The 11,559-nt window shown below is 36.6% G+C and carries 13 protein-coding genes; 5 read left to right on the top strand and 8 right to left on the bottom strand.

All coding sequences use genetic code 11. The features are described from left to right. Nucleotides 1–144 precede the first annotated feature (144 nt). From folP to LBH49_02510, 4 genes are all read right to left on the bottom strand, one after another. Entirely contained in the window at nucleotides 145–1,350 is a 1,206-nt protein-coding gene (folP, locus tag LBH49_02525; GenBank protein MDR0351499.1) for a dihydropteroate synthase, read from the bottom strand. A 226-nt stretch (nucleotides 1,351–1,576) separates the two neighbouring features. Next, a complete protein-coding gene (locus LBH49_02520) occupies nucleotides 1,577–2,713 on the bottom strand; it encodes a hypothetical protein (protein ID MDR0351498.1) in 1,137 nt (378 codons plus the stop codon). A gap of 34 nt (nucleotides 2,714–2,747) precedes the next feature. After that, entirely contained in the window at nucleotides 2,748–3,392 is a 645-nt protein-coding gene (locus LBH49_02515; protein MDR0351497.1) for a hypothetical protein, read from the bottom strand. A 244-nt stretch (nucleotides 3,393–3,636) separates the two neighbouring features. Beyond that, nucleotides 3,637–4,668, bottom strand: a complete 1,032-nt coding sequence (locus LBH49_02510; GenBank protein ID MDR0351496.1) for a M42 family metallopeptidase — start codon at nucleotides 4,666–4,668, stop codon at nucleotides 3,637–3,639. Nucleotides 4,669–4,781: 113 nt separating this feature from the next. On the opposite strand from LBH49_02510, the gene LBH49_02505 reads away from it, so the two are divergent. After that, complete coding sequence (locus LBH49_02505; GenBank protein ID MDR0351495.1) at nucleotides 4,782–5,663, top strand: hypothetical protein; 882 nt, start codon at nucleotides 4,782–4,784, stop codon at nucleotides 5,661–5,663. A 4-nt stretch (nucleotides 5,664–5,667) separates the two neighbouring features. On the opposite strand, the gene LBH49_02500 is transcribed toward LBH49_02505, so the two are convergent. Next, nucleotides 5,668–6,420, bottom strand: coding sequence for a YebC/PmpR family DNA-binding transcriptional regulator (locus LBH49_02500; GenBank protein MDR0351494.1), 753 nt, complete (start codon nucleotides 6,418–6,420; stop codon nucleotides 5,668–5,670). A 9-nt stretch (nucleotides 6,421–6,429) separates the two neighbouring features. Further along, on the bottom strand, nucleotides 6,430–8,154 hold the full coding sequence (gene yidC / locus LBH49_02495) for a membrane protein insertase YidC (protein MDR0351493.1): 1,725 nt from the start codon (nucleotides 8,152–8,154) through the stop codon (nucleotides 6,430–6,432). Between the two features lie 156 nt (nucleotides 8,155–8,310). Here yidC and nusB point away from each other — a divergent pair, with 156 nt between their 5' ends. From nusB to rnpA, 4 genes are read left to right on the top strand one after another with little or no spacing between them, the layout of a single operon-like run. Continuing rightward, nucleotides 8,311–8,781 (top strand): transcription antitermination factor NusB, encoded by a 471-nt coding sequence (gene nusB, locus LBH49_02490; protein MDR0351492.1) that lies wholly within the window; start codon nucleotides 8,311–8,313, stop codon nucleotides 8,779–8,781. Next, entirely contained in the window at nucleotides 8,778–9,275 is a 498-nt protein-coding gene (locus LBH49_02485) for an adenylyltransferase/cytidyltransferase family protein (protein ID MDR0351491.1), read from the top strand. Before nusB ends, LBH49_02485 begins: the two co-directional genes overlap by 4 nt. A gap of 36 nt (nucleotides 9,276–9,311) precedes the next feature. Further along, entirely contained in the window at nucleotides 9,312–9,461 is a 150-nt protein-coding gene (gene rpmH / locus LBH49_02480; GenBank protein ID MDR0351490.1) for a 50S ribosomal protein L34, read from the top strand. Between the two features lie 5 nt (nucleotides 9,462–9,466). Continuing rightward, on the top strand, nucleotides 9,467–9,790 hold the full coding sequence (rnpA, locus tag LBH49_02475) for a ribonuclease P protein component (protein MDR0351489.1): 324 nt from the start codon (nucleotides 9,467–9,469) through the stop codon (nucleotides 9,788–9,790). 37 nt (nucleotides 9,791–9,827) lie between these two features. Here rnpA and LBH49_02470 read toward each other — a convergent pair whose 3' ends face one another. Beyond that, complete coding sequence (locus LBH49_02470) at nucleotides 9,828–10,421, bottom strand: thiamine diphosphokinase (protein ID MDR0351488.1); 594 nt, start codon at nucleotides 10,419–10,421, stop codon at nucleotides 9,828–9,830. A 47-nt stretch (nucleotides 10,422–10,468) separates the two neighbouring features. Further along, nucleotides 10,469–11,559: ubiquitin carboxyl-terminal hydrolase (locus LBH49_02465; protein ID MDR0351487.1), on the bottom strand; the 1,091-nt coding region annotated here is incomplete at its 5' end.

The raw sequence follows: 11,559 nt of genomic DNA, 5'->3' as shown, positions 1-11,559 counted from the left end.
ATCTTTTAATTCTATTGACATTTTTATAAAACCGCGCGCAGTCTCTAATTTGTTTTCAACATGTCAATAAGAAGAATTGAAATTTATTACAATATTAGTAAAATGTGGCCATTTAAGAGCTATTCTGGATAGAAAAATCATTGATCAGGAGGTAGCTATTGTGAGGTAATGTTTTGCAACAAAAAATTTCATATGGTCTTTTAGATTGTGTATGCGTAGGTAATCTACAATGCCATCGACAAAATTTGAAACCGCGATGGTCTCTATGTCGCGATCGTTGGCCGGTGCGTTTGAGAAGAGAGTCATGAATGATTTTCTTGAATGTCCATAGAGGATATCGCAACCAAATTCCTTGATTCTGGCGAGATTTTTTGTAATTTCTATGTTCTGTAACCTAGTCTTTCCGAAGCCTATACCTGGATCAATTATTATATTTTCTCGCTTCAATCCTAAGTTTTCCAAATAATTTATGCGGTTAGTAAACCAAGATAGGTCCATGCCATGTAGCATTGTGATGAATTTTGCGCCGGTATCGGCAATTAATTTCAGTGTTTCGTCGCTTAGCTTAGAATTTTGGTCATTAATCCACGGAAAGTGGTAATTTTTTATCAAGCATTTTACAACATCGTCTTGGGAAGAATCCAGCCCCAGACAATCTATGTGATGGCAGCGTTCAAGTATTTCAGAAAGTCGCGAAATTTCTTCTGCAGCAGATATTTCCGTGTATCCCGGCTTGGTGGATTGGGCGCCTAATTCTATTATGTGAGCTCCATTGGCATAGAGATCATTTATATGAGCTTCGGCTAGATTTGGTAGTAAAAATTTTCCGCCATCGGAAAAAGAATCCGGTGTTACATTTAGGATTGCCACCAGTTTTGGATTTAGAACAAAGTGGTTAAGAGCCACATATTGGGAGGAGTCTGTTTTCATGTTTTTGGGGATTTGGTAGCCTATTTCCTCGAGAAGAAATTGAATAAAGTCTCGATTTTTTATCTGTTTATGCGGAATGGATAGTGTTGGTGTATCCATGGATTCATTTTCATAAAAAAGTATATCAATATCTATGAGTCTTGGGGCCCAAATTTCTGCATTTAGATCACGGCCTAGTTGCATTTCTACGATTTTTATTTTTTCAAGAAGTTCCATGGGCAAGCAGTGAGAATTACCGGCCACTATCATATTTAGATAAGGAACATTCCATTCTGCTGGAGCATTTTTTTTCAGTATGGCTTTGGTTTCTATGATCAGTGATTTTATTTTAATTTCGAAAAATCTCGATAATTCTGTCAAAGCTCGCCGAAAATTTTCAAATCTGTTGCCAAGATTACTACCAAGTGCTAGATATATCATTGCCCGAAATTTGGGTTGAATTTGTCAGTGTCAAGGTTTAAGTCAATGGTTATCAACACTCTCCATGCTAATTGTCTGAATAAAAATTTTTCATACATATCATTTCATTCGGCGAAATCAATATGAATAATATATATAAATTTTGTTTCATTTTTATTAATATAACTCCCTATGTTGCTTAAAATTCAGATGTAGCTGAATTTCGACTACATCTGAATTTGATCTACTACCTATTGACCTGTGGCCCGAAGGTATTTTGTTGTGGGAATTGGGCCGGTATACAATTTACTTGCCCAAACCGATTACCCTGTGGCCCGAAGGTATTTTGTTGTGGGAATTGAGCCGGTATACAATTTACTTGCCCAAACTGATTACCCTGTGGCTCATTGCGGCTTTTCATACATATATAGTTATTCATATATGAGATTACGTCTTTCCCATGTAGCCAAAAGAGTGTTTGTATGGCATCAGAAGTTGGTTTAACGGTTCTAGTATAATCCAAAGCTGCATTTTCTATAATACGTTTTTCGCTGCTCAAGTTCTCTAATTTGCCAGGTGTCAGCATGTTATAATAATATCTAATTGGCATTACTTTCATTCCATTATAATTAAAGTCACTCAATCTATTTATGTACAGTGTGTCTTTAATTGCAGAGAGTCCTAGGACTTGAAAAATTTCTTCGGAATTGCAATGCATATTATTAAATAATACATATCTAGCTACTTCTATTGTGTCGTTATGAGTGATCGCATTATTTAGTTTTTTTGAAAAAATGTCGATAGTCTTATAATGTGAAGAATTATACACTGGCAAAAAAGTTAGGCATGCAAGTTGTTTTGGAAAATCTATATGAGTCTGTAAATTTCCTGCAAATGAGAATGTCCTTAATTTATTCTGTTCTTGTTGTAAAATTGTTACAAAATCTCTAATGTAATTACCGGGAAGTGGAATATTGGTATCACATATTGGAAATAATTCTCTTAAAAATTGCCATTTTCTAAATTCATCAAAAGGATAAATATAACATGTATTGATTCCGAGGGCATTATGCCATGCGTGCCCAAATTCATGGAGAATTGACGAACATACATCAAAGTTATGGCTGGCGTAATTAAAAGAAAATTGATTATAATCTTTATATGGTTCTAGATATAAATAATGTTTATTATTGCAGTTATCATAAAACGGCAATGAGATTCTCAAAGTAGTCTGCGCAATAGGAATTGATTCGCAAAATGGATTTGCATTTGCAGAAAACTCGAATGTAATCTTATTATATTTATTTAAAATATATCTTAAATGATTTGTTGCGATAAATGCTATTAAATTACCACTTATTTCGGGCGTAATACCAAGTGGCATTAATTGGTTTTTTAAATGATTAATACAGTTTTGTTTATTGAGATCTGATGTTATATATTGTATTATAATAATTATCTTTTACACAAAACGGTTGCATTTTAAGAAACTCTTCTAGGGTCGGGAATAAATAATAATTGTTATTTTTAAGAGATTTATAATAATTTACATTTGCTTTGCCAAGATCATCGCTTAGGGCATCAAGTATGGAATCAATATCTATTATTCTTACATTGTTTGATGTTATATTGAATTTAGCAGGAATGTTAGTATTTTTCGGAAGATCATTTTGAGTAATTGGTCTAGAAATTCTATCCATTATTTTTTTCGTTATGTTCAATATATTATCGTAGCATTTGTCTATAGCTGTATGGTTTATTCCTTGATTTGGCGACATGCTAAAATATTGATTTAATTCTCTTTGGATGTTGTATAAACTTGCAATCTCTTTCTCAAAAAATGAGTCTAGACTTGGAGCTATACCTTGATACTCTAATCTCGCGACGGTCTCTTGGTACTGTAAACACTGATTTCCTGGTTGACCTAGTTGAGGTGGCTGAGGTGCTGTATGGGCAGCTATAACCACCGAGAAGCTTCCTGCACAAAGACAGATAGCCACGCTTAACGTTTTAATTATTAATTTTTTTATATTCATATATTTTTCTTTATTAAAAAAGTACATGAATACTGGGGGTGTTTTTTTTATGCGTCAAGCATTAAAATATATATAAAATATGACTTATGAGCTTTGTGATATATAAGATGTTCCAGGCGTTTAGGTTATGCTGTGGTAAAAATATAAAAATTAAATATGGATTAATTGCCAAGACCGAGAAGGTCCATTGATATCTTTCTGTGGCGATAGATTTTCAACGAAAATGGCACAGAATTAAAAATCCTGCACCACAATTGGAAAATCATCTATGCTAAAACTCGAATTTATCGTTGGGTGTTAATGATTTCGTGAATGCACATAATAGTTTGATTACATTTTCAATGTCTTCCAAATGAGCAGTTTCTGTCGGCGTATGCATGTAACGAAGCGGAATGGATACCAATCCTGTGGCCACGCCGGTCCTTGAAATCTGTATAAATCTAGCATCGGTGCCAGTGGGGTGGGGCTCGGAGTCCATCTGATATGGTATTTCAGCCTCCTCGGCGCATTTTATAAGTTTTTCAAAAACCACTGGATTTATGTTACAACCCCTTGCAATTATGGGGCCATCACCTAGGTTGATTTTGCCAAAACGTTTATGTTCACAGCTAGGAAAATCTGTGGCATGGCCCACATCCACCGCCAGACCGACGGTGGGTCGGAGTGAAAATGCTGAAATTATGGCTCCACGACAACCAACTTCTTCTTGTACAGATGCTACTGAAACAATACCGCATTCCAATGAAGATTTTTCCGCTGCAAGCCTATTAATAACTTCCATGACAATATAGGTACCGACTTTGTCATCGAAGGCCCTGCCAGTGATTACTTTATTATTAATGACTGCTGTGTTTGGTGTGTCGTAAACCACCGGATCGCCGATTTGCACGAGTTCCTTAGCTTCCTTATCGGTTTTGCAACCCAAATCGATCCATAAATCGTACTCTTTTGGCACCTTATTGCGCTCGTCGGAATCCAATAAATGGATGGCTCGTTTGCCAGTGACACCATGAACTGGTCCATTTTTTGTCAAAATAGTTACCCTTCGGCCGGAAATCATCGATAGATCATGGCCTCCGATGGTTTCAAAGTATGCGAATCCCTTATCATCTATGTGCTTAATTAAAAATCCAAGCTCATCCATATGGCCCGATAGCATCAGCATAGGAGTTTTGTCATTATTTAGACAGGCATAGCGATTGCCCATGACATCCTTTTTATATAGGTCAGCTTTATCGCTCATGTACCTATCTATGACTTTCTGTGCCTCAAATTCGTAACCTGATGGAGATCTTGCCTCCATTAAATCTGTGAGAAATTTTGGAATATCCATTGGTAACTTTAAACAAATGTCGTCCGCTACAAAATATTGTCAATAATTATATTAACTATTAGAATCTTTCCAGTAAAACTTTTATGAGATTGGCAATTTGTATACCTGTGCATGGATTTAGCGATGTGTTTTGTAAGACACTGGATATTATGGCAAGTTGTGATGATGAGCGGATTAAAAATGCTAGGATAGTGATCAGCAATAGTGGTGCACCTTTTGGTGATGATTTCATAAAATTTCGCCGCAAAAAAATAATAAATATACCAAGAAATTTTTATTGGGCAAAGGCTGTTGAAGTTTTATATGGCCATTGCATTGCTGAAAATTTTGATAAGATCTTGCTGATGAATCACGATTGCCATCCGGCTCCAAATACGCCCAAATATCTGCTGGATCTCCATGAAAGTTGCTCGGATTGTGTTTTGCATCCTGTTCTAGTGGATGCTGTTAGTGATAAAATTGTCTGGGCTGGGATAGATATTAAATTCTGTCGTAGACCTCTGTGGAAATATTTTGGCGATGCTCTGGAAAATTTGCCCAGAGAGTGCTATCAAACGGATTGTGCTCCGGCTCAAATGCTGTTGTTGCCTCGAAGGGCAGTTAACCCGAAATTCTTAAGAGCGAGATATTTTCCTCATTATTTTTCAGACTTTGTGCAAATTAGAGAACTCCAGCGTTGTGGCATAAAAACCATGGTGGTTCCCACTGCTGTGGCCTATGCCAATGAAACAGATTGTGATAGAAAGAAATGCTTCATGGATACCAGTACTTGGGCCGGTGTATACAAAGCATTCTTCGATGTTCGATCTCAAAGAAATCTGCGTATCAGAGCATTGGCTCCATTTTTTCTCCAAAATAATTTTTTAGGTGCTCTGATCCAAATGAGCTATCAACTCCCAGGCAGCATGGCAAAGACCATCTGCGAAAGACTTTTCAAATATTTTTCTTTTCATTTAGAAATTTAATGCATTAGTTATCCAATTGATCTAAAATTTCATCTGGAAAATCATGGTTGGAAAAAACCATGCGCACATCTTCCAGTTCATCGAGCTTGTCCAAGAGTTTTACGATTTTTTTAGCAGTTTCCACGTCGGTGATCTGAACGTAATTGTTTGGAATATATGCTAATTCGGATGATTCAACGGCGATGTTTTCTTCGGCCATGGCCTGGGAAAGTTTATCATACTCGCTGACCGGACATAGCACTTCAAAAAAATCTTCTTCCTTCTTAACATCTTCTGCACCAGCGTTTATCGCAACATTCATCAATTCATCCTCGGTGATATTATTAGCTGGAACTATGAATTGACCCATTTTTTGGAAGTTGAATGCTAAGGCTCCTGGCGACGCCAAATTGCCACCACATTTTGTAAAAACACTACGAACTTCGGATACGGTGCGATTTTTGTTATCCGTGGTAACTTCCACAATTACGCCGATGCCGCCGGCTATATACCCTTCATACATAAGTTCTTCTATTACGATACCTGGAATTTCTCCGGTGCCTTTTTGAATGGCTTTTTTAACGTTATCCGCTGGCATGTTCGCTGCCTTTGCCTTTTGGATAACGGTTCGCAATCTTGGATTAAATTCCGGATCGCCACCACTGGCCCGTGCCGCGATGGTCAATTCCTTGCTTAGAATGCTAAATAATTTACCTCTTTTGGCATCCACAGCGGCTTTATGCCTCTTGGTGGTAGCCCATTTACTGTGCCCTGACATCTTTTCCTCCTAAATTTTTCTTTTTCTTTTCTTGCTTCGATCTGGTTTGTCCTGATCGACCTCCAGATTTTTATTATTCAATATATATTGTTGTAACATTGTGAATAAATTTTGAATTGTCCAATATAGAACCAATCCTGATGGCAGATTATAGCAGAAAAACATGAAAATTATCGGCATAAATTGAAACATTTTTTTCTGAACATTATCTATGCTTGGTGTGGGCATCATTTTCATCTGCAGATAGGTGGTGGAGGCCATGAGAAATGGTAACAAATTAATGGGTAATGTGCCTAGTTTAGCCAAGGTATCTGGCATGGACAGATCTTTGATCCATAAAAATTCTGCAAACCTCAAATCCGAAGCGGTTCTTAACATGGAATATAGCCCTAAAAATATCGGTATCTGAATAAAAATTGGCAGACAGCCGGCCGCTGGATTTATTTTGTTTTCTTTGAACAATTTCATCGTTTCTGCCTGCAATTTCTGCGGATTGTCCTTAAATTTTTCTTTTATATCGCGCATTGGCTCCTGGATCTTTGCCATTCGCCGGGATGATCTAACCTGGGCGGTGGTGAGCGGCCATAAAATTAACTTAACCATTAGGGTGAGAATGATTATTGTCATGCCCCAGTTGTCTATTATCGAGTGAATTCCTCGCATCATTAATAGTAAAATTTTACCTATGAAGCCAAAAAATCCGAACTGCATAACTAAATCCTGATTATGTCCAAGTCTATCCAATTTGACAAAATCCTTAGGACCTGTATAAAACTCGACTTCAAGTACTTTTGTTTCGCCGATTTCTAGGATGCCTAGATTAAATTCCAGAGAACCTGATACACTATCCTTGGTGCTTTTTGACATGTAATCATAGGATTTTACAGGAAATGACAAAAATCCGCAGGCCGGCACATTTGGTCTCAACACCGCTGCGAAAAATTGATTCTTTACCGATCCCCAGATGATGGTGGATTTTCCAGATATTATCTCCCGGGCTTCTTTCCGGCCAAAGCCAAGAAATCCACTGCTAGCACTGAATTCAGCCAGGTTTAGAAAATGTGCATTCCGACCATCATAGTAGCTGAAGTTCAAAAATTCTCCGGTGGAATCACTGGCCGTCGGAGGAAAGCTGCCTAATTCCAGAAATACGCTCCTCAAATCAAAGGCCTGGATGCCATGGTTTGTGAATTTTGTCGAATGTTTTATTAGATACTTTTCCGTAGCTTCATCATCTGGTATGGCATAGGATCGCTCTATGCTTAATCCATTGTTGGTTTTATAAATAAATGATACGGAATTGTTATCCTGCTGATCGACCACGGTTTCATTGGCGAAAAACTTTCTATTTTCTCCGGAAATCGATAGAGCCAATGCCTGTATATCGGATTCTTTATTGAATATAAATGGCTCATTTCCTCCTTTTTCTATGGGATATTTTAAAAAAGTAACACTTTGAATTGTGCCTCCTAAGTTGCTTAATTCCAACGATATACTGTCATTGCTTAGGTTAAAATACTTTGGCTCGATGGCTTTTTTTGAAGCCGTCTGAGCGTCGATTACCGGAATCAAATTATCATCTTTCGAGGCTTGGGGGATGGATCGTTGGTTGATGGAAGTCTCATTGGATTGCCTTGGAATGGCAGCAGTTTTGAGCTGATTGCCATGGTAGAGCATGAGGCAAAGCGCCGCAATTATGCAAAACATTCCTGCCCAAAAACTACTTTTCTCCATAAATATTTATACGAGAAACCAAAATATGTTGCGGTGGCATTGCAAGAATTTTCGGGTAAATTTTGTAATATATATGCCTAATTATACCTAATTTAATTTAATGTTAAGAATTTTCTTGCCTGCCATCACAATTAATGTTTACAATCTGCCGCGCGTATGTGTGATCTTGGATTTAGTGGCTATAGTAGTGGTACCGGTGGCATTAGGGCAGCAAATAGATTGCTGACGGTACAGTTTCTTTATATGGCAGATGCCAGAGGTTTGAGCGATGCAATTTCAGAATTTATACCTTTCTGCAATGCATTGAATCTAAATGATTTAGATTGTGCCTTTTCCTTGGAGTTAGTGACATTGGTGATGAGCAATCGCAAAACCATAGATGCTGTCATTCAAAAATATGCTACAAATTGGCAAATAAATAGGATTGCCAGGGTGGAATTGTGCGTGTTGCGAATGGCGACGGCAGAAATGTTGTTTAGGCAAGATATTCCTCCCATTGTCACAATAAATGAGGCCATAGAAATCACTAAGATGTTGGCTGGTAATGAACCTAAACGGTTTATTAATGGCATACTCGACCGCATAAAAGATTCTTTAAACCGGCCCTGTAGGACGGCAAATATATGAAGATGGTTAATTACAAGTTGTCTTCTTTTGATGATGCAGTTAGAAGACGTGAAGAAGCTAAGGCAAATGGTGAGGTTGTGGTACTGACAAATGGATGTTTTGATTTTCTCCATGTGGGCCATATCCTATCATTGGAATCGGCGAAAAAATTTGGAGATCAGCTATGGGTTGCTCTGAATAGCGATGATAGTATCAAAATGATAAAAGGTGACAATCGCCCCATCCTGATGGCGGAGGAGAGGGCTTATATGTTGGCCGCATTGGAGTGTGTTGATGGTGTTTTTCTATTTGATGGCATAACTTTGGCCGAAGAACTGAATCTTTTTCGGCCCGATGTGTATGTAAAGTCTTCGGATTATAGCATTGATACATTAAATGAGGATGAAAAAGCTGTGCTGATTGATATTGGTGCAAAAATCGAATTCACCGAATATTTAGATGGCATTAGCACTACAAAAATTATAGATAGGATAAAAAAATCTTATCAGACTTGACAAGGTCGTAATTGATATTTTTTTGGTCGGACAGTTATGAAGCCTACATATAATCCTTCCAAAATAAAGAGAGCTAGGAAATTTGGATTCCGGGCGAGAATGGCTACTTCGAGCGGTAGGGCAGTGATTTCTGCTCGCAGACGCAAGGGGCGCCAAAAACTATCGGCCAGTGTTCCGCGCAGTTAGGAGTGGTGAGGTTATTTAGGTCTCAAAGAATAAGGAAAGCTTCTGATTTTGAAGCTTTCCGAAGTGTTCGGCACTATTTTAATTGTGGCATGTTCTTTATAAAGACTGTGGCGAGAAGTGATCCCAGTGGAAGGCCAAGGTTTGCCATTGTGGTTAGTAAAAAGGTTGGCGATGCGATCTACAGGAATCGCCTGAAACGAGTTTTTCGAGAAATTTTCAGATTAAATCAGCATAGATTGAAGCCAGCTTTCGATTACCTTGTGGTCACAAGACCTGGTATAGTTGATAAATATGGTGATCTCCAGAAGTTGTTTTTGGGAGTAATTTAAATTTTTGCTCTAGCATACTGCGAGTAATTAAAATTCTTTAATTTAGGCCGGCATCTACTATGAGTGATGTATATAACAACAATAGAGCTGTGCCTTTTATGATATGAATGGCAACATTTTCTGAATTAGTTCTATTGAAGCAGGAATTAAATCCTGGGAAAGTTAATTCCTTTTTGTCCAAATCCCATTTGAGACCTTTCGTTGAGACGCAACAACTTGGAATTCCAAACAGAGATAATTTTGTTCCAATTTTTAAGTTAAGAGTTTGATGATTATCTATGCCAAGGCCGATGATTTGTTCATCATAAAATATGGATTTTGTTCTAAGGAAAATATTAATATTGTTCAGGATATGATCTATATATCCGCCATTTAGGCCAAGAATTATTGTTGGCATGAGATTTTCGGTTTCTAGATATTTTAGTGCTTTTTGAAAATCTGATGAATTTTGATCGTCATTTTTTAAAAATTTACCTTTTTGGAGTAACTCATTTTTAACGCTGTCCAAATCACCGATTATCATGTCTGGCACTATATTTCTAGCGGCCAGAGAATTAGCTGCTCCATCTGCTGCAATCAATGGTAGGCCTAGCCCTTTAAAAACCCATTGATCCGGCAGATTTCCATTCAAACATAATAAAGATTTATAGTTACAAAAATCTATATTTGGTAAATTTATCACTTTTTTTTGCGATAAAATAATATATAAGGAACCTTGTCATTGGCATTAAAATTTTTTATTGGATTAATCGCAGCATTTAATTCATATTCAGGAATTTCACTCATAAGAGAATCATTATATTCTATCCATCTATTATTGGCTTTATTATCCTTGCACCAAGATACGTAGTGGCCGTCTTTGGGATCTGGACCAATATGTAAAATAATGCCAATAAGTTCGTATTCTGCTCTTTTATCAGTAAATGACTTTTGTAAATTTTCAGAAAGAAACGGATACATATCGAATGTTTTAGAAATTTGATATGCATTAAATACCTTAGTTTGGAAAATTCCATTAGATTTAATCCTTGAAATTTGAAATATCAATATTTGTGGTAAGCTTTCTATTACTTCTTTGATCGTAGCTTTTTCTGTTATTTCATTCTTTGTTGTTTCCTCTGTATAGGTATATTCATCTAAAGTTTTGTTAAGAAAGTTTGCAATGGACAATGCCATATTATTAAATACCTTATAATCAAAACCTAGCGATAGAACAAGTGAAGTTTTATCATCACCATCATCAGAAGAAATGACTTTCATTGGATCACTATATGACTTGATATAACAATGTGTGGATATTTTAAAAATTGTTTTGAAATCTTCAGTAATATCTGCAATTTTATCAATAAATTTTATCAAAAATTCGAAAGCATCTTGCTGCTCATTAAGAGAGGGTATAATATGGTTCGATTCAGATTTAAGTAAAAACTGATAGGTGCTGATGGCGTCATTATTAATTGGATCCCCTTGATCTTTGATAACTTGCTGATAAGTTTCGAATAATTCACGAACATTTTGATCTTTAATGCTTTTTGTATTATTATAATTTAGTACCATATTCTTGAATTCTGTACAATTATATAGTTGTTGTACTACACTATTCAAATAGCACATTTTTCCTAAATTATTCATAATAGCATGTTTAGATATGCTGCTTTCTGGATCTATCTTTAGGTCTTCAAATGAAGAATTAGGAATACTAGTGGAGACTGAAGTTTTTGATAGAGTTACAGGAGTTGACGTAGATGCATTATTAAACTTGGGATCTG

Source organism: Puniceicoccales bacterium (genome assembly GCA_031255005.1).
GTDB lineage: Bacteria > Verrucomicrobiota > Verrucomicrobiia > Opitutales > LL51 > JAIRTH01.
The sequence above is the reverse complement of the archived record's forward strand: the minus strand, read 5'-3'. Positions and strand labels throughout refer to the sequence as shown.

What these genes read in the sequence shown, in the direction of transcription:
- LBH49_02510 (MDR0351496.1), bottom strand. Translation starts at nt 4,668, where the DNA reads ATGGAGGCAAGATCTCCATCAGGTTACGAATTTGAGGCACAGAAAGTC.
- nusB (MDR0351492.1), top strand. Translation starts at nt 8,311, where the DNA reads ATGTGTGATCTTGGATTTAGTGGCTATAGTAGTGGTACCGGTGGCATT.
- rpmH (MDR0351490.1), top strand. Translation starts at nt 9,312, where the DNA reads ATGAAGCCTACATATAATCCTTCCAAAATAAAGAGAGCTAGGAAATTT.
- LBH49_02515 (MDR0351497.1), bottom strand. Translation starts at nt 3,392, where the DNA reads ATGTACTTTTTTAATAAAGAAAAATATATGAATATAAAAAAATTAATA.
- LBH49_02505 (MDR0351495.1), top strand. Translation starts at nt 4,782, where the DNA reads ATGAGATTGGCAATTTGTATACCTGTGCATGGATTTAGCGATGTGTTT.
- LBH49_02520 (MDR0351498.1), bottom strand. Translation starts at nt 2,713, where the DNA reads ATGCCACTTGGTATTACGCCCGAAATAAGTGGTAATTTAATAGCATTT.
- LBH49_02500 (MDR0351494.1), bottom strand. Translation starts at nt 6,420, where the DNA reads ATGTCAGGGCACAGTAAATGGGCTACCACCAAGAGGCATAAAGCCGCT.
- LBH49_02485 (MDR0351491.1), top strand. Translation starts at nt 8,778, where the DNA reads ATGAAGATGGTTAATTACAAGTTGTCTTCTTTTGATGATGCAGTTAGA.
- folP (MDR0351499.1), bottom strand. Translation starts at nt 1,350, where the DNA reads ATGATATATCTAGCACTTGGTAGTAATCTTGGCAACAGATTTGAAAAT.
- yidC (MDR0351493.1), bottom strand. Translation starts at nt 8,154, where the DNA reads ATGGAGAAAAGTAGTTTTTGGGCAGGAATGTTTTGCATAATTGCGGCG.